The organism is Shewanella sp. AS16 (genome assembly GCF_021412365.1).
Lineage (GTDB): Bacteria > Pseudomonadota > Gammaproteobacteria > Enterobacterales > Shewanellaceae > Shewanella > Shewanella salipaludis.
Genome location: NZ_JAKCLK010000007.1, coordinates 59,330 through 77,561, shown reverse-complemented (window position 1 = coordinate 77,561; position 18,232 = coordinate 59,330). Strand labels below are relative to the sequence as shown.

17 protein-coding genes are annotated in these 18,232 nt (G+C 56.9%); 12 read left to right on the top strand and 5 right to left on the bottom strand.

Annotated elements, in window-relative coordinates:
* Nucleotides 1–133 precede the first annotated feature (133 nt).
* Nucleotides 134–973 (top strand): mechanosensitive ion channel family protein, encoded by an 840-nt coding sequence (locus LZP73_RS15490; RefSeq protein WP_234235888.1) that lies wholly within the window; start codon nucleotides 134–136, stop codon nucleotides 971–973.
* Between the two features lie 113 nt (nucleotides 974–1,086).
* Here LZP73_RS15490 and LZP73_RS15485 read toward each other — a convergent pair whose 3' ends face one another.
* The 4 genes from LZP73_RS15485 to LZP73_RS15470 all read right to left on the bottom strand — a co-directional run bounded on the left by LZP73_RS15485 (nucleotide 1,087) and on the right by LZP73_RS15470 (nucleotide 4,669).
* The gene (locus LZP73_RS15485; RefSeq protein WP_234235887.1) at nucleotides 1,087–1,404 is read right to left on the bottom strand and encodes a putative quinol monooxygenase; all 318 of its coding nucleotides are present in this window, start codon (nucleotides 1,402–1,404) and stop codon (nucleotides 1,087–1,089) included.
* Nucleotides 1,405–1,413: 9 nt separating this feature from the next.
* A complete protein-coding gene (locus LZP73_RS15480; RefSeq protein ID WP_234235886.1) occupies nucleotides 1,414–1,887 on the bottom strand; it encodes a GNAT family N-acetyltransferase in 474 nt (157 codons plus the stop codon).
* Nucleotides 1,888–2,023: 136 nt separating this feature from the next.
* Nucleotides 2,024–3,607, bottom strand: a complete 1,584-nt coding sequence (locus LZP73_RS15475; protein WP_234235885.1) for a DHA2 family efflux MFS transporter permease subunit — start codon at nucleotides 3,605–3,607, stop codon at nucleotides 2,024–2,026.
* 3 nt (nucleotides 3,608–3,610) lie between these two features.
* Nucleotides 3,611–4,669 (bottom strand): HlyD family secretion protein, encoded by a 1,059-nt coding sequence (locus LZP73_RS15470; RefSeq protein WP_234235884.1) that lies wholly within the window; start codon nucleotides 4,667–4,669, stop codon nucleotides 3,611–3,613.
* 121 nt (nucleotides 4,670–4,790) lie between these two features.
* On the opposite strand from LZP73_RS15470, the gene LZP73_RS15465 reads away from it, so the two are divergent.
* From LZP73_RS15465 to LZP73_RS15425, 10 genes are all read left to right on the top strand, one after another.
* Nucleotides 4,791–5,717 carry a LysR family transcriptional regulator gene (locus tag LZP73_RS15465; RefSeq protein ID WP_234235883.1) on the top strand — a complete coding sequence of 309 codons (927 nt, stop codon included), beginning with the start codon at nucleotides 4,791–4,793 and terminating at the stop codon, nucleotides 5,715–5,717.
* Between the two features lie 314 nt (nucleotides 5,718–6,031).
* A complete protein-coding gene (locus LZP73_RS21345) occupies nucleotides 6,032–6,166 on the top strand; it encodes a hypothetical protein (protein ID WP_267960214.1) in 135 nt (44 codons plus the stop codon).
* Nucleotides 6,167–6,540: 374 nt separating this feature from the next.
* Entirely contained in the window at nucleotides 6,541–7,563 is a 1,023-nt protein-coding gene (locus LZP73_RS15460; RefSeq protein WP_234235882.1) for a DUF4382 domain-containing protein, read from the top strand.
* Between the two features lie 237 nt (nucleotides 7,564–7,800).
* Nucleotides 7,801–8,097, top strand: coding sequence for a c-type cytochrome (locus LZP73_RS15455; protein WP_234235881.1), 297 nt, complete (start codon nucleotides 7,801–7,803; stop codon nucleotides 8,095–8,097).
* A gap of 384 nt (nucleotides 8,098–8,481) precedes the next feature.
* Nucleotides 8,482–10,575 (top strand): transcriptional regulator NosR, encoded by a 2,094-nt coding sequence (nosR, locus tag LZP73_RS15450; protein WP_267960215.1) that lies wholly within the window; start codon nucleotides 8,482–8,484, stop codon nucleotides 10,573–10,575.
* Nucleotides 10,576–10,676: 101 nt separating this feature from the next.
* Nucleotides 10,677–12,572, top strand: a complete 1,896-nt coding sequence (nosZ, locus tag LZP73_RS15445; protein ID WP_234235879.1) for a TAT-dependent nitrous-oxide reductase — start codon at nucleotides 10,677–10,679, stop codon at nucleotides 12,570–12,572.
* A gap of 155 nt (nucleotides 12,573–12,727) precedes the next feature.
* Entirely contained in the window at nucleotides 12,728–14,044 is a 1,317-nt protein-coding gene (locus tag LZP73_RS15440; RefSeq protein ID WP_234235878.1) for a nitrous oxide reductase family maturation protein NosD, read from the top strand.
* A 4-nt stretch (nucleotides 14,045–14,048) separates the two neighbouring features.
* Nucleotides 14,049–15,023: an ABC transporter ATP-binding protein gene (locus LZP73_RS15435; RefSeq protein WP_234235877.1), complete on the top strand. Its 975-nt coding sequence runs from the start codon at nucleotides 14,049–14,051 to the stop codon at nucleotides 15,021–15,023.
* Entirely contained in the window at nucleotides 15,020–15,838 is an 819-nt protein-coding gene (locus LZP73_RS15430; RefSeq protein WP_234235876.1) for an ABC transporter permease, read from the top strand. Before LZP73_RS15435 ends, LZP73_RS15430 begins: the two co-directional genes overlap by 4 nt.
* Before the next feature lie 8 nt (nucleotides 15,839–15,846).
* Nucleotides 15,847–16,341: a nitrous oxide reductase accessory protein NosL gene (locus LZP73_RS15425; RefSeq protein ID WP_234235875.1), complete on the top strand. Its 495-nt coding sequence runs from the start codon at nucleotides 15,847–15,849 to the stop codon at nucleotides 16,339–16,341.
* Nucleotides 16,342–16,362: 21 nt separating this feature from the next.
* On the opposite strand, the gene LZP73_RS15420 is transcribed toward LZP73_RS15425, so the two are convergent.
* Nucleotides 16,363–17,142, bottom strand: a complete 780-nt coding sequence (locus tag LZP73_RS15420) for an AraC family transcriptional regulator (RefSeq protein ID WP_234235874.1) — start codon at nucleotides 17,140–17,142, stop codon at nucleotides 16,363–16,365.
* Nucleotides 17,143–17,328: 186 nt separating this feature from the next.
* Here LZP73_RS15420 and LZP73_RS15415 point away from each other — a divergent pair, with 186 nt between their 5' ends.
* Nucleotides 17,329–18,219 carry a DMT family transporter gene (locus LZP73_RS15415; protein ID WP_234235873.1) on the top strand — a complete coding sequence of 297 codons (891 nt, stop codon included), beginning with the start codon at nucleotides 17,329–17,331 and terminating at the stop codon, nucleotides 18,217–18,219.
* Nucleotides 18,220–18,232: the final 13 nt, after the last annotated feature.

Sequence of the window (18,232 nt, the reverse complement as noted above, 5' to 3'; positions counted from 1 at the left end):
ATTCTAAGTTGGCAGGCACTGGCGTAAGCCCGGGTCCGGCAGAATTCACAGCGACAGTGACCGAGATTTTGATTATCAAGTCGGGCGTTTTTAAGTAAGCTTTAGGTCATTGATTCAATACAAGGACCTAGAGATGGCAGAGCCAGGACTCGAGCAAGAGCTGCAACAGTTGCAGAACGTCTACAACCTACTCACAGAATTTCTGGTGAAGTACAGCTTTCAACTGATTGGCGCCATCCTCATCTTCCTCATAGGACTCTGGCTGGCGAGCAAGGCGGCGCGCCTCATCGCCCGTCAGTTGGAGAAGCATAAGGTAGACATCACCCTGAGCAATTTCATCACCAACCTGGTGCGGATCTTGGTCATAGTCATGGTGGGGATCATTGCCCTGGGTAAGCTGGGGATCAGCATCACCCCCATGGTGGCCGCCATAGGTGCCGCCTCCCTGGGGGCCGGCTTGGCATTGCAGGGCATGCTATCCAACTATGCCGCCGGCATCACCATCATAGTCACCCGTCCCTTCATAGTAGGCAACACCCTGAGCGTCAAAGGGGTGACAGGGGTCGTCCAGGACATACACCTGGGGCTGACCATACTGACCAACGAAGAAGGCGAGCGGATCAGCATACCCAACAAGCATATCGTCGGTGAGATACTGCATAACTCCTACGAAAACAAGCTGGTCGAAACCCACTTCAACCTGAGTTACCAATGCGATCTGGAGCAAGCGATAGCCCTCATCCAGCAAGTGCTGAACCAGAACCTGCAGGTCTCGCGGGAAAAAGTGCCCCAGATAGGGGTGAACGACTTCAACAGCGTCGGCGTGGAGATGGGCATCAGGTATTGGGTGCCGACCCAGAGCTATTACCAGGATAAGTACCAGATTAACCTGGCGCTGATCCGCGCCATGAAAGCGGCCAACATAGAGATCCCCAGGCCGCTGCAGCAGGTCAGCATACTCGAGCGTAGGTGAGCGACTGTCTCAGTTAGCGAAGCTCTCGATAAGGGAAGCTCTCAATTGGAGAGTGACGCTTCGGCACTGAATGAAACAAGCCAGGCACCCCTGGCTTGTTGCCCGGACTAAGCTTAGACGATCACCTGATGGTAGGTTTCCACCTGATGGGATTCCACCAGCTCGGGCATTATGTGGTGGAAGTAATGCTGAATCGCGTCCTTGGCACAATGGGCCTCGAAGGCGGCCAGGTCGACAAACTTCTCCACGAAGGTAATGCGCCGCGGCTCGTCGCGGCTGACATTAAGCTCATAGCGTATGCAGCCGGCTTCGCGGCGGGTATCTGGGATCAGTTCCGCCAGGGCCGCCAGCAGCGCCGCCTCTTGGCCCTCTCTGGCGAGGAAGCTGGCGACACAAACCAGTTGTTGATTATTGAGCTTGAATTCCGACATACATTTTCCTTATGTTTGACTCGATTGAATTTCCTCTAAGAGCATATCCAGATGGGGAATACCGTCCTCCAGATACACCTGCGAATGCGGCATGAAACCTAACTTCTGATAAAAATGCCGCAAATAATCCTGGGCCCCTATCTGGATCCCCTGTTGCGGCCAAGCCGCCTGGGTAAGGGCTATGGCCTGCTGCATCAGCGCCAGCGCCAGTCCGCTGCCGCGGCCGGCTTTCGCCACCGCGACCCTGCCTATGCTGGCCTGGGGATAGCTCAAGCCGGGCGCCAACAGGCGCGCATAGGCCAGCAATTGCCCGGCGGCATCGACCCCCAGCAAGTGCAGGGTCTGGGGGTGCCTGTCCTTGTCATCCAGCTCTGGATAGGCACAGGCTTGCTCCACCACGAAGACATCGACCCTGAGCTTGAGCAGCTCGTAGAGTTGGTCTCTGGTCAATTCATCGAATCTCAGGCTATGCCACTGTAACATCCCGGGCTCCTGTCGCTGCGCTCGGCTAAAAATGGGATAAGAAAATCGAGTCTAACATGGCCAACATCCGACCAAAAGCCAAAAAAAACGCCACAGATCCTAAGACCCATGGCGCCAGAAATCCCCTGATTCTCAGTTAAGCCGAAGGTTTGGCCTTGCGGATGGACAACACGGCCACCACGGCGATCAACAGGGCCCCGCCCATGATGAGAAACACGTCGTTGTAGGCCTGAATATAGGCCTGTTGGGTCATGGTCTTGCCCAACAGGATCTTAGCCTGGGTCGCCGCGGTATAAGGATCGGATCCCGCCGCCTGCAACATGCCGGCCCGCTGTTGCAGGAAGTCCTGCGCCTGGGCGCTGACCGCCGGCAGAGACTCCTTGATGCGCGCCAGGTGGCCACGGGCCAGGTTATCCGTCAGGGTTGCCACCAGGGCTATACCGAAGGCCCCGCCCAGGTTGCGCATCACATTCAACACGGTCGACGCCGAGGCATTTTCCTCCGGCTTGAGATGCATGGTCGCCAGTATGCCTATGGGCACCAGCACGAAGGGTTGCCCCAGCGCCCTGACAACCTGAGAGGCTATCATCTGTGGCCCGGCATAGTCGGCCGTCATATGGCTGTTCATATAATAACTGATGGCGAACATCAGGAAGCCGAAGGCCGCCAGGTAACGGGGATCGAAACGCTCCACCAGCCTGGGCACCAGGGGCAAGACCAGCAGCTGGGGAAAGCCCATCCACATGATGACCAAGCCAATTTCCAGCGGGTTATAATCGTGGACCTGGGTCAGATACAGGGGGATCAGATAGATGGCACCGAACAGCGCCATCCCCAGCAGAAAATACGCCAGGGTCGAGATGGCAAAGTCCCGCTTAGCCAATAGCCTCAGGTTCACCAGCGGCTCACGGCTGCGCAGTTCGATCCAGACGAACAACAGCAGGTTGACGGCGGCGACGATCGCCAGGTTGCGGATCAGATCCGAGCCGAACCAGTCCTTGCGGTTGCCTTCCTCCAGCACCACCTCCAGACAGCCCATGCCCAGCGCCATGGTGACTATCCCGGCCAGGTCGACCCGTCTCAGGCTATCCCAGACTATGGCCTTCTTCTCCAGGCCGTAGGCCAACATGGCCATCACCAACAGCCCCGGGGGCACATTGATGTAAAACAGGTAATGCCAGCTGAACTGCTCCGTCAGCCAACCGCCCAGGGTCGGGCCTATGGAAGGGGCGAAGGTGGCCGTCACCCCGAACAGCGCCATGCCGACGGCACGCTTATTGTCGGGAAGACACTCGAGGATCAGCCTGAACGCCAGGGGGATCAAGGCGCCACCGAAGAAGCCCTGCAGCGCCCGAAAGGCGATCATCGACTCCAGGTTCCAGGCGAAGGAACACAGGAGTGAGGCGAAGATGAAGGCCAGCGAGTTCCACAGCAGGTAGCGCCGCACCGACAAGCCCTTGCTGAGCCAGCCGGAGAGAGGAATGGCGATCATCTCGGCCACCAGGTAGGCTGTGGCTATCCAGCTGCCCTCTTCCAGCGTCGCCCCCAGGCTGCCCTGAATTTCCTTCATCGACGCGTTGGTGATCTGTATGTCGAGGATCGCCATGAAGGCGCCGATCAGGCCACCGAAGACGGCGATCCAGGCGCGACGACTGCCGCGCTCGAAGCCTTGGGGGGCGGCGATCGCCTCTGGGGCAAGCGCACTCACGGAAGCCGACATGGCTTAGCGTTCCGCCCTGGCAGCCGTTGCCGACTCCAGCGCCACGGATTCCGTATCTACCTTCACCACGGCACTCAAGCCGGGCAGCACCCTGACCTCTTCCTGTGACAGCGCCAGACGTATGCGTACCGGGATACGCTGCACTATCTTGGTGAAATTGCCCGTGGCATTTTCCGCCGGCAGCAGACTGAATTTGGCTCCGGACGCGGGTGCCAGGCTATCTATGACCCCTGTCAGGGTCTTGTCGGGAAACGCATCTAGACTGACCTGCACCGTCTGTCCAGGCTGCATATGCTGGATCTGGGTTTCTTTAAAGTTCGCCGTGATCCATACGGCCCCGTCCGGAACCAAACTGTAGAGCGCCTGGCCCGGCTGGACATATTGTCCCACCATGGCACCGCGCTTGCCTATGACGCCGGAGAAAGGCGCCGTGACCCTGGTGTCATCCAGCTGGATCTTGGCCAGTTCCAGACTCGCCTGGGCCAACGCCACATCCGCCTCAGCCTGGGGCAACTGTGCCTCGAACACGGCCAACTCGCGGCGCTTGGCCACCAGTGCCGCCTTGGCCTCGTCCAGGCGGGCCGCCGCCGAATCGAAGCCAGCCTGCAGTTGATCCACATTATCCTGGGAACTGTAATTGCTCACCTTGAGTTTTTGCGAGCGGCTCAGCTGCTGCTGCGCCCTGAGCTTGTCGGATTGCGCCGCCTGCACCCCGGCACCGGCCTGGCTGATCAGCGCCTGCTGCAACTCCACCTTGGCCGACAGTGTCTGCAGATCGGCCCTGGCACTGGCCAAAGTCGCCTGGGCCTGGCTCAGCTTGGCGCTGAACTGACTGTCTTCCAGCTGCGCCAGCAACTCGCCCTTGCGCACGTGTTGATTATCTGTGACCCCGGACATGACCACATAGCCGGGCACCTTGACGCTGACATGGGAAATGTCGGCTTCGACGTAGGCGTTATCCGTGGTCTCTATGAAACGCACCTGAGTCCACCAGTAATAACCGCCGCCAACCAGGGCGGCCAGCAGTAGCGGGGCTGTGATAAATAACTTGCTCTTGGACATGATTGACTCCTGGATTAATGAGTCATAGTCTACTACTGTCTCACAAGATTTATTAGATAGTTAAAATTCAACCCACTGTTCCACAGCTGTAACAATAGAAGCCATAAGCAGGTAACCTCCCATGGATCTCAATCGCGTACAGATCTTCGCCCAAGTGGTAGAGCAAGGCAGTTTTACCGGCGCCGCCAAGGTGCTGGGCACCACCAAGGCAACTGTGAGCCGCAAGGTGGCCGAACTGGAAGCCGACTCAGGGGTGCAGTTGCTGTACCGCACCACTCGCGCACTCAAACTCACAGAAGCAGGTTCCAACTATTACAATAACATCAATAAGATACTCTCAGACCTGCAGAGCGCCGAGCACCAGCTCAGCGCCAGCCAGCAGAGTATCAGGGGCAACCTCAGGATAGTCTGTCCCATAGAGCTGGGGCAGCTATTTCTGGGACGTATCTTCGCCCAATTCCTGCAGGTCTACCCGGATATCAGCATCGAGGCCGAACTCACCAATCGCAAGGTGGATGTGATAGAGGAAGGGATAGACATGTTATTCCAGATCATAGACAACCAGGACTCTAGGTTGCAGAGCTATGCCCTGGTGAATAACCACAAGACGCTGATGGCGAGCCCGGACTACCTGGCCCGCCACGGCACTCCCAAGGTGCCCCAGGACTTGGCCTCGCATAAGGCGATCAAGTTGCTGTCGGCCCACATAGATGGGACCTGGAAGATTTTCGATGGCAAGCAGTGGCTGGTCATGGAGCCAGAGTCTCAGCTGACGGTCAACAACGTCACCCTGGCGCGGGAGGCGGCCATAGAAGGCTTGGGCATCACAGCCGTGCCGACCTTCATAGCCCAGGACGCCCTGGATAAGGGGCTGCTGGTGCCGCTGCTGGAAGACTATCCCATGGTGCAGACCAAGGTGAGCCTGTGTTGCCCCCAACGCGCCTATCTGCCACGCAAATACAAGGTCTTCATCGAATTCCTCTATGACTCACTGTTCAAACGTTGGGGCGAGCAGGTACTGGAAGTGCCCGACTTCATCTCCCGCTGAGAAACAGCCGCCATAAAAACAGCTGCGTATAACCACTTTCAAATAACGGCTAGGTTACCTATGACCCGGTCTGTAGAGGGCTAAATACCAAATTTACCCAGCAAACCGCTGCCGATAGCTATAATTATTCTAAGCAGGAGCGGTCATTTTTTGTACCGATAAATGATAAGCTTTTTACTGCTGGAAATGCGATGGAATAACAAGCAGATTCAGAGCATATAGGAAGATTTGTGATTGAAAGCTGTTGATTCAAAGGGACAGAATTGCCGCAGGCATACATGAGTCCCGAGATAAACCTGAACTGGAGCACCAACATGAGCAAAGAGCGAAAGAACAGAAAAGAAGCCAAGAAGAAGCCCTTGATGACGGCGAAGGAAAAGCGGGCGGCGAAGCATGCCCGTTCGGGCGCTAAGGATTTTCTGGACACCACCAAAGGCAGCCAAAGCTAGTCCTAAACCGGTCGACGGGCGCACAAGAGCACCCGCTCCGGCAAGGCATTAGGCATATAGGGCAGCGACATGCATGGCACAGGGCCAATGACAGCGTCATTGGCCCTGTTATTTTTGAGCCAGGATGCTGACAAAAACAACAAGGATTCCACCGAGATAAGTGACTTTCCCCGGGAGAATAACCGCGCCAAAGGCACGCAGTGACTGGCTTAGGCCCAGGCTATGACTAGAATTACTCACTCAGACACATTATCCTAGCCGAGGCCGCTTGGCGGCAAACAAGGATAATGTTGCATAGAGATAAAGAAGGACACCAGGAATGCACGACTAACCCTTTTTTCTTTTTTTTTTAGGTTAGCTACATGAGGTAAGTTATGAATTACTCTAAGACACTGATCGCAATGACACTGGCAAGCCTGTTGGCAGGCTGCGGTGGCAGTAACAAAGATAATGCACCGGAAATGGCCTTCTTCAATCTGGGGGTCTCAGATAATCCCGCAGATGCCAAAGAGGTGAATATCGCCTTCAAACAGGTAGTATTGAAAAACAGCACAGGCTCCTTCTCGTTCGATGTTTCCAGCAATGGCGAGCTGAAGCAAGTTAACCTGCTGGATTTTCAAGGTGCCGACATAGAGACCCTGGTCAATGGCCAGCAAGTCCCAGTGGGTGAGTACCAGATGTGCATCTACATGCAAAATGACGAGACAGCCAACGCCGACGGCTCCCATGTTTTGACCCAGGATGACATGCTCCAGGGCCTGGTGACCAACAGCAACGGCTCCTGTGGTGGTGTCGGCGCCGACGAACCGGGAACGGGCCGTTTATTCTTCAACAAGAGTTTCACCCTGGCAGCGGGAGCCAACAACTTCGTGGCCGAATTCAATCTTGGCCAAGGACTGCAGGACCCCCATGGCAACAAGGCCTACTGGACCTTGAAACCCACGGCTGTGCAGCTGATGAATACGGCCGAGGTAGGTAGCATCAAGGGGCAAATCAGCCCTGAGACCATGACAGACTGCGAAACGGCTGCCGGGGGGTCGACCTTCAGCCCTGCTGTGTACTTATACCCTGGCGACACGGCATTGGCCGACATGGCCGATTTCCGCCCCGAAGCGGATCTCGGGACCCAGGTTGCTCCCATAGCGTCGGCCAGAGTCAACGAGCTGCTGGATGACAACCAGCAGGTCATAGGTCACGACTATGAATTTGGTTTCGTGGTGGCCGGGACTTACAGCCTGGGCTACAGCTGCGTCGCCCAGAATGACGATCCGGATCTGGTCAATGCCCCAACGGATACAGACAACGCCTTCTTCCTGCACGCCGATGAACAAGCGGTCGTCGTCAGCGATGGCACAGCCACAGAGCGCAACTTCCCCGAAGGCTTCGTGGCAAACTAATAACCCAGCTTATCCAAGAAGATAGCACCGACATAAAGGCACCCATCTGGGTGCCTTTATATTTTTCCGCCATATCTGTGGCAAAGGCCCGCCTCACAGGCATTCTGCTATATGTGAACAATCCTTGATCTTAATCACAGGCAAAATAATCGGACACATTTAATATCCAGTTATGGATTTCCCCAATGAAGTCTTATAAGTTGAACACAGCAATGCACTAATAATTAAGGACGCAAAATGAAAAAAGTGGCAATTATACTGTTAGGCACTCTCTTATCTATTCCGGCATTAGCAGCAGACATAGAGGCAGGCAAGGCGAAAACCGCCATGTGTGCCGCCTGTCATGGCGCAGATGGTATTTCAATCATGCCCATGTACCCCAACCTTAAGGGCCAGAAAGCGGCCTATATTGAAAAACAACTGAAAGCCTTCAAGGATGGCTCGCGCCAGGATCCAACCATGGCGCCAATGGCGGCAACCCTGAGCGATGAAGACGTGGCCAACGTCGCTGCTTATTACTCCAGCCTGAAATAAGCCCTCCGTCCAGACGGGGACGGCAGTCCCCGTCTGGTTTCATCCCGCTGCTGCCCTTTTCGCCCTGCTTTCAATGGCCTTGTGTTGTCGACTCCCAATAATTGCCCGTCGGCCGACACTTATTTCCAGAGGCTTTTTCCCCGACACTATTCCTCAAGAATATTCTCAATATGATTGCCATCAATATAACCACATTATTATTACGGCTTTTATCATAGATTTAGCTTTCATGGCATTTATTGATCTCAATCATTAATGCACCAGGTCATGCGCGTAGAATGCAAATTAACTTCCGACCTGCGACATTTTGTCACAGGGTGAAATTAATGCTGCAGGAGTTTCTTCGTGTCTCACTACCGCGCCTCATGCCACTATTTCCTTGGCTTGTTCACTGCAATCCTGCTCCTCCTGGCGGTCAGCACACCGAGTTACGCCCTCTTTGTCAGCCCGCCCAAGGCGCCTGAGCCCTTGATCAAAGAGATCTTCAGCGACGCCACCCAGATCTCCGAGAAGCAAGGCGAGATCCCGGTTTGGACCATATACAAAGATCAGCAAGTCCTGGGTTACGCCTTCGAGACCAATGACATAGCCAGAATCCCCGCCTACTCTGGCGAACCCGTCAACATGCTGGTGGCGATAGATCCTCAGGGGCAATACCTGGATGCCAAGGTGCTGGAGCACCATGAACCCATCATTCTCGCCGGTATTCCCGAATACAAACTCTGGGACTTCATCAGCCAATACCAGGGCCTGCATGTGCAGGACAGGCTAAAGGTGGGTGGCAATACCAACGAAGGCTATGTGGCGGTCGATGGCCTGTCGGGCGCCACTGTGACAGTGATGGTGATGAATACCGCCATCACCAAGGCCGCCACCAAGGTGGCCCAGTCCCTGGGGATCATCAAACACACTTCCGACATTATTCAGCCCATCTCCACGGTCAAATCGGCTCTGTTCGCCCCCGCCGACTGGCAACAACTCACGGGCGACGGCTCCATCCGCCGCCTCTATCTGACACGGGAAACGGTAGATAAGGCGTTCGTCGGCACAGAGGCCGAACATATAGATGCCGCCTCGCCGGCACAGAAACAGGATAGCTTCGCCGAAATTTATTACACCCTGGCCGACGTCCCCAGCATAGGCAAGAACCTGTTCGGTGAGGCAGATTACCTGTGGTTGATGTCGACCCTCAAGCCGGGCGAACACTTGGTCGCCTTATTCGGCAACGGCTACTCCTTCAAGGGCTCGGGTTATGTCCGTGGCGGCATTTTCGACCGCATTCAGGTACATCAGAATGACAATGCCATCTCGTTCCGCGATCTGGATCATAACCGCATCACTGACCTCTACATCCAGGGGGCGCCGCACTTCCAGGAAATGTCGGTATTCAGGATTAACCAGCAACAGGCCTTCGATCCCGGGGCCAACTGGCAGCTGGAGCTGCTGGTGCGACGTCAGACAGGGGCCGTCGACAGCATTTTCACCAGCTTCAAGGGCGACTACCAGATGTTGGCCAAATATGTCGATACTCCTGCCGCCATAGTGCCTGCGCCGGAGCTGACACTGACCCAGCAGATTTGGCATGACAAACGGCCCCAGGTGATAGTGCTCACCAGCCTGATCTTGGTGCTGCTGTTGATCCTCTTCTTCCAGGATGTACTGGTGCGCCATCCCAGCTTCATGCATAACTTGCGTCATGTCTTCCTGGTGATCACTGTGGTGTTCATCGGCTGGGCCTGGGGCGGACAGTTGTCTGTGGTGAATGTGTTTACCTTCCTGCATGCCTTGATGAAGGACTTTTCCTGGGATCTCTTCCTGCTCGATCCCGTGATCTTCATCCTCTGGTGCGCCGCGGCCGTGACCATGCTGCTCTGGGGCCGGGCGGTTTATTGTGGCTGGCTATGCCCCTTCGGCGCCCTGCAGGAGCTGGTCAACACCTTCGCCCGCTATGTCAAGATCCCCCAATTCGAACTGCCCTATGCGGTGCACGAACGCCTGTGGGCGATCAAATACCTCATTCTCCTGGTGCTGTTTGGTATTTCCCTCGATTCGGTGGCGATGGCGGAACAGTTCGCCGAGGTAGAGCCGTTCAAGACCACCTTCCTGCTGAAATTCGATCGCGAGTGGCCCTTCATCGCCTGGGCACTCTTCTTGATCTTGCTGAACCTGTTCAATCGCAAGACGTTTTGCCGCTACCTCTGCCCCCTTGGGGCGGCATTGTCCGTCAGCAACAGCGTACGCCTATTCAACTGGCTCAAGCGGCGCCCCGAATGCGGCAGCCCATGTAAGACCTGTGCCAAGGAATGCGAGATCCAGGCGATAGCCCCGGATGGGGTGATCAACATGCGCGAATGCCACTACTGCCTGGATTGCCAGATCACCTATTTCAATGACCAGAAGTGTCCGCCATTGAAGAAGCAGGCCTACAAGAAAAACCGTTATCAGGAACATCCCATTCCAACCCGGGTGACAGACTGATTGCAGTCGAGCAAGACCCGGCGCTGTGGCGTCCCGGGAAAGATAAAACACAGAACACCAAGCAGTAATACCTAAAATCAACAGAGTACGGAGAGTTAGCCATGCACAACAATGATGATACAGGTCAGGATAAGAAGTCAGGCTTACAGAGTGCGGAACGCCGCAACTTTATCGGTCGCACAGCCTTGTTGGGCGCCGGCGCCGTCGCCGCCCCCATGACGGCGACCATGTTCGCCACCATGGCCAAGGCCAACGCCGCCGAGGCGGCCAACAGCCCTGTGGTGCATCCGGGTGAGCTGGATGAATACTATGGTTTCTGGAGTGGCGGCCATTCGGGTGAAGTGCGCATCATGGGTGTCCCTTCGATGCGTGAACTGATGCGCATTCCCGTGTTCAACACCGACAGCGCCACCGGCTGGGGCCTGACCAACGAGAGTAAACGCATCAAGGGCGACAGTGCCCATCTGCTGACCGGCGATGCGCATCACCCCCATATGTCGATGACAGACGGCAGATACAACGGCAAGTATCTGTTCATCAACGACAAGGCCAATTCACGTGTGGCCCGTATTCGTTGCGATGTGATGAAGACAGACAAGATGATCACCATACCCAATGCCCAGGCCATCCATGGTCTGAGGGTACAGAAGGTGCCTTATACCAAGTACCTGGTCTGTAACGGTGAGTTCGAGATCCCCATGAACAACGACGGCAAGAGCAGCCTGGAGGATGTCAGCAGCTACCGCTCACTGTTCAACGTCATAGATGCCGAGAAGATGGAAGTGGCGTTTCAGGTGATGGTCGACGGTAACCTGGACAACACGGATGCGGATTACGACGGCAAGTACTTCGCCTCCACCTGCTATAACTCGGAGATGGGCATGACACTGCCGGACATGATCGCCTCGGAGCGGGATCATGTGGTGGTCTTCAACCTGGAGCGTTGTGAAGCCGCCTTGAAGGCCGGCAAGTTCAAGACCTACAATGGCAACGATGTGCCCGTGCTCGACGGCCGCAAGGGGTCGGAGCTCACCCGCTACATTCCCGTGCCTAAGTCGCCCCATGGTTTGAACACCTCGCCCAATGGCGAATATTTCGTTGCCAACGGCAAGCTGTCGCCGACGGTATCTGTCATCTCCATCAAGAAACTGGACGCGCTCTTCAACGACAAGATCCAGCCGAGGGATGCCATAGTCGCGGAACCCGAACTGGGCCTGGGGCCTTTGCATACGGCCTTCGACGACAAAGGCAACGCCTATACCACACTCTTCCTCGACAGCCAGATAGCCAAGTGGAATGTCAAGGATGCCGTCAGGGCCTACAAGGGCGAGAAGGTCAACTACCTGCGCCAGAAGCTGGATGTGCATTACCAACCTGGCCACAACCATACCTCCCAGGGTGAGACCCGTGACGCCGACGGTAAGTGGCTGGTCGCCCTGTGTAAGTTCTCCAAGGACAGATTCCTGCCCGTGGGCCCACTGCATCCGGAAAACGATCAGCTGATCGACATCTCAGGCGATGAGATGAAGCTGGTCCACGACGGTCCGACCTTCGCCGAGCCCCATGACTGCATCATGGTGCACCGCAGCAAGCTCAAGCCGCAGAAACTCTGGACCCGTGACGACCCCATGTTCGCCGAGACGGTTGCCATGGCCGAGAAAGACGGAGTCAACCTGATGGCCGATAACAAGGTCATACGCAAGGGCAACAAGGTCACAGTCTATATGACCTCCATCGCCCCCACCTACGGCCTGTCCGAATTCAAGGTCAAGCTGGGCGACGAGGTCACTGTGGTGATCACCAACCTGGATCAGGTGGAAGACGTGACCCATGGTTTCTGTATGACCAACCATGGGGTACAGATGGAAATTGGCCCTCAGGCCACCTCTTCCATCACCTTCATCGCAAATAAGCCGGGCGTGCAGTGGTATTACTGCAACTGGTTCTGCCACGCATTGCACATGGAAATGCGCGGCCGTATGCTGGTAGAAGCCTAAACCGGGCCCGGGTGCCGCCCGCCGACTCGGGCGGCACCCGGACTTTTTCAGGTTTACACCTGTTATAGTGAGCGACAAACCCTTTGACACTGAAACACTTTTCGAGACCAAATGATTTTTGAAACCGGACAGCCAGGGGGCTACATCTGATTAATATGCTAACACTGCGCCTGTCTTGGTTACTGCTCTGTTGCCTGCCCGCACTGGCGCTGGCCCAGACCCTGGAGGCGACCCCGAATGGCGGGCTGCAGGCCCTGCTCGACTCGGCGACGGACGGGGACATCATCCGCCTGGCGCCCGGCGAATATAGGGGCAACTTCGTCATTCGCCACGGCATCAGCCTCACCACAGACACGCCAGGCAGTGCCGTCATCAACGCCGGCGGCCAAGATCACGCCCTGCTGCTGCTGGGCTCCAACATACGCATAGAGAACCTCAAGATCATCAACTGGGGCCATGATCTGACGGCGCAAAATGCCGGCATCTATTCCGACAAACAGGCCGGCGACATCATCATTCGCCACAACAGCCTCAGCGGCGACGGCTTCGGCATCTGGCTGCAGAAAGGCCGGCAACTCAAGGTGTTGGATAACCGGATCCGCGGCAACCCTGAATTGAGATCCGCAGACAGGGGCAACGGCATCCAGCTGTCGACAGTGCAGGACGTCGAGGTGGCGGGCAACGATATCAGCCAGACCCGGGATGGCATCTACATCATCTCCAGCCAGCACAACATAATACGAAACAACACCATGCATGACCTACGCTATGGCGTCCACTACATGTACTCCCACAGCAACAAGGTGATGGATAACTTCGCCTACGACATCCGCGCCGGCTACGCCTTGATGAGTTCACGCCTGCTCACTGTCACGGGCAATCGCAGCCTCAACAGCGAAGACTATGGGTTCCTGATGAACTTCATCACCTCATCGACCATAAGCCACAACCGGATTAAGCATGTCTGGACCAAGGCCGAGCATAAGGCGCTGGGGCGCGAAGGCAAGGGCCTGTTCGTCTATAACTCTGGCTATAACACCATAAGCTACAACAGCATAGATACGGCCGAAATTGGCATTCACCTGACGGCGGGTTCTGAACATACCCAGGTTTACGGCAACAGCTTCAGCAACAATCCGGTGCAGGTGAAATACGTCTCCAATCGCGAGCAGGAATGGAGCAAGGACGGCCAGGGCAACTTCTGGAGCAACTACCTGGGCTGGGATCTCAACCGGGATGGCAAGGGAGATACCCCCTTCGAGCCCAACGACGGCATAGACAAGCTTGTGTGGCAATATCCCGAGGCCAAGGTGTTGCTCGACAGCCCGGCCATCCTGATCCTGCGCTGGATCCAGCGTCAATTTCCGCTGCTCAAGCCGGCCGGCATCAAGGACAGCTTCCCTCTCATGCAGGCGCCCAACCCAATATCCGCCCCGACTCGGGTCGAGGCACTCACAGCGGGGCATAACTAATACCATGAGCTCAGTCATAGTCTCACTCAACAACACGGGTAAGCAGTACCAGCAGACCCGGGTCTTGCACAATATCGACCTCCAGCTGCAAGCCGGCGAAGTCCTGGGTCTGTTCGGCCACAATGGCGCCGGCAAGACCACCCTGATGAAGATCATCCTCGGAGTCATCAAGGCCAGCGAAGGCCAGGCGAAGGTGTTCGGCGTCGATCCCTTATCCAAACAGGCCTGGCAGGGACGCAAGCAAATAGGCTATTTACCGGAAAATGTCAGCTTCTACGATCAACTCACGGGCAAGCAAGTGCTTACCTACTTCGCCCGCCTCAAGGCCGTCGAGGTGGCCAGTGTCGGCGAGCTGCTGGACAAGGTGGGCCTGCGCCAGGCCATGAACCGCCCGGTCAAGACCTACTCCAAGGGCATGCGCCAACGTCTGGGGCTGGCGCAGGCATTCCTCGGCGATCCCAAATTGCTGCTGCTGGATGAGCCTACCGTGGGGCTGGATCCCACAGCAACCCAGGAATTTTATCAGAGCGTGGATCAACTCAAGGGGGATGGCGCCAGCATCATACTCTGCTCCCACGTGCTGCCCGGGGTCGAACAACACATAGACAGGGCGATGATCTTATCCGGAGGCAAGTCCCTTGCCATGGGCACCCTGGCCCAGTTACGCCGGGACGCCAACTTGCCCGTCTCCATTCGCACCCAGGGGCTCAATGGCGCCCTGCAGGCGAATGCCAACCTCAGCCAATTGTTGGTGGCCCAGGGACACCTGCTGGTCAGTGAACAAGACAAGCTGGCGGTGGTAAAACAACTGCTCGACTATCCGGAACTCAGGGATCTCCAGCTGGAGCCGGCCGATCTGGGCCGGCTCTACCAACATTATCTTGGCACGGCGGCAGGCAACACAGCCAAGCCCGCCGGCGGCCTCAATGGCGGCCAGAGTGCCAACATCCAATCCCAGGCGGAGGTAAAGCCCCAATGAGTCCAGTGCTTGCAGTTGCCATCAAAGAATTCCAGGATGGCCTGAGAAACCGTTGGTTGGTCTCGATCACCGCCATCTTCGCCATACTCTCGATAGGGTTGAGTTACTACGGCTCGGCGGCATCGGGCGAATTGGGGCTGGTATCCCTGTCATCCACCATCGCCAGCCTGTCCAGCCTGGCGGTATTCCTCATCCCTCTGATCGCCCTGTTACTCAGCTACGACAGCTTCGTCGGCGAGCAGGAATCCGGCACCCTGTTGCTGTTGCTGACCTACCCGCTCAGCCATACCCAGCTGCTGCTCGGCAAGTTTCTCGGGCAGGGCGCCATCATCACCTTGGCAACCATACTGGGGTTCGGCTGCTCGGCATTGCTCCTGACCGGCCAGGCCGAGATCGGCCGGCTCTTGCCCGCCTTCGGCCTGTTCATTCTCACCGCGACCCTGCTGGGACTCTGTTTCACCAGCATAGCCTATGTCATCAGCCTGTCGGTTAACGAGAAATCCAAGGCCGCCGGCATCGCCCTGGTGGTCTGGTTCTTCTTCGTGTTGGTGTTCGACTTGGCCCTGTTGGCGGCGCTGGTCGGCATCAAGGAAGGTTTGGATCAACAGAGTCTGGTGCAGGTGATGATGTTCAACCCGGCCGATCTCTTTCGCCTGATCAACCTGGCGGCACTGGACACCAAAGATGTCAACGGTGTGCTGGCGGTGGCGATCAACAGCAGTTGGTCGGCAGCCTCCCTGCTGCTTATCATGTTTGCCTGGGTCCTGGCCCCACTGGCAATCGCCAGCCTCATCTTCAAACGTAAAACCCTGTGAGCCCCTGCATGAAAAAACTGTATCCGCTGAAACTGTTACTCTTGACCCTCTTGACCATGCAGTTGTTTGCCTGTGGCGAGCAGAGCGCAGACAGCCAACCCAATCAAGCCGTGGCCCTGGCGCGCGCGGATGAATGCCACCTCTGCGGCATGCTCATAGGCACCTTTCCCGGGCCCAAGGGCGAGCTCTATACCAAGACCTCGGACACAGTGAAGAAGTTCTGCTCTACCCGGGATCTCTTTACCTTCCTGCTGGATCCCGAATATCGGCATCAGGTGAAGGAGATCTATGTTCACGACATGAGCAAATCCCCCTGGGAAGCGCCGCTGGACAGCCATTTCATCGATGCCCGCAGCGCCTGGTATGTCATAGGCTCGAGCAAAACCGGCGCCATGGGCAAGACCCTGGCCAGCTTCGGCGACGAGGCAAGCGCCCAGGCCTTTGCCAAGGCCTATGGCGGCACGCTTTATCGGTTCGAACAGATCACCCTGGCGCTGCTCTAGTCGAACCGGCACACTCAGGGGCTAACTCAGGCGACGGCGATACTGCTCCGGCGGGCACTGGGCATATTTCTTGAACATGCTGATATAGGGGGAAGTCTGGTTATAGCCCAGGCTCAGGGCGATCTGCTTGATCGACTCCCCCTGGCGCAACAACTGCAGCGAATAGATGAACTTATGCCGCTGGCGCAGCTCGGTAAAGCTCATGCCCAGCAGCTGTCTACAGCGGCGGGCCAGGGTGCGCTCTGTGGTATGCAACTCCAGCGCCCATTGACCGAAACTCTTGTTGTCGGTCGGCGCGGCTTCCAGCGCCGCCAATATGGGTTGCAGCAACTTGTCTGTGCTGCTCGGCAGAAATGCCCGGGACACACTGGCACCGGCCAGCTGATCCAGCAGCACCCTCACCAGGTTCTTATCCTCAGGCGTTTGCGGCACAGTCACCCCCCGCTGCCGCAGATCCGCTATGATGGCATGCATTATGGGCGACACAGTCAGCAGGCAGGTCTCGGCCGGCATAGACCTGGCCAATTCCGGCACTATGTTCATGGAGTAGTAGTTGATGCTGCGGCGCATGAAGCTCTCGTGCACCACCCCGGCCGGGACCCACAGGGCATATTGGGACGGCGACAGATAACGCTTGCCCTCGACATCCAGCTCCAGAATACCGCCACTGACCAACTGCAGCTGCCCCCAGGCATGGCTATGCATGGGCACTGTGGTATTGGGGCTGAATAGCCTGTGACTGAAAAAGACATCGGCCTCTGGGGCCTGTGAACTCGGCGTTGGCCGGTAGATGTTTGCCATAACGGGACTCCAGGGCAAGGTCGGCATTCACAGCGGCAGCGGAGGCCTTTGAGCGGGCCATTAATGTCCGACCTCAGACTGACACTGTCCGTTAACAGATATTTATATCATATAAGACCTGAGATAATCTCAATCCACAAGCTTTGTTCCAGATGACCCGGACGGGTCGACTCACTGAGGCAACCTATGTTTTACCTATTTCCCCTGATGGCCGTCGTCATCTGGGCCGGCAATACCATTGTCAACAAACTCGCCGTCGGCATCATAGCCCCGGAAGCCATCTCCTTCTATCGCTGGTTCTTCGCCCTGCTGCTGCTGAGTCCCTTCATGGCGCTCAAGGTATGGCGCCGTCGCCGGGCCATAAGCCCACATCTGGCAAAACTGACCCTGCTCGCCCTACTCGGCATGGTGCTCAACCAGAGCCTGGCCTATTTCGCCGCGACCACCACCACTGCGACCAACATGGCCTTGATCATCTCCCTGGTGCCGCTGTTCAGCCTGTTACTGGCCGTCCCCCTGCTGGGGCAGCGCCTGTCTAAGCTGGCCCTCCTGGGGACCGGCTGCGCGCTCGCCGGTCTGGTGTTCATGCTGAGCCAGGGCCACCCGGCGACGCTCACCCATGGCGTCACCCAGGGCGATCTCCTCTTGCTGCTGGCCGCACTGATCTACGCCCTCTATGGGGTGCTGTTGAAACGCTGGCCGCTGCCATTGAGCACCTGGGAGTCAGTGTACGTCCAGATAGGTATAGCCGTGCTGTTATTGAGCCCACTGCTGTGGAGTGCCAGCAGCATAGGCATAGACACAAAGTCATTGCCGCTGATCGCCTTCGCCGCCATAGGCGCCTCCATCCTGGCGCCTTGGGCCTGGATGAAGGCCATAGCAGCCCTGGGCACCGCCAGGACTTCGATATTTGTCAATCTGCTGCCGCTGCTCACCGCCTTGCTCGCCCATCTGGGCTTGGGAGAAAGGCTCAGCCATTACCATTACCTGGGCGGCACCCTGGTGCTATTGGGAGTCATGCTGGCCCAGCGCCAGGGGGCCGTCAAGCCGCTCAAACCCATCGCCACCCAGGCATAGAATCCCCGCACAG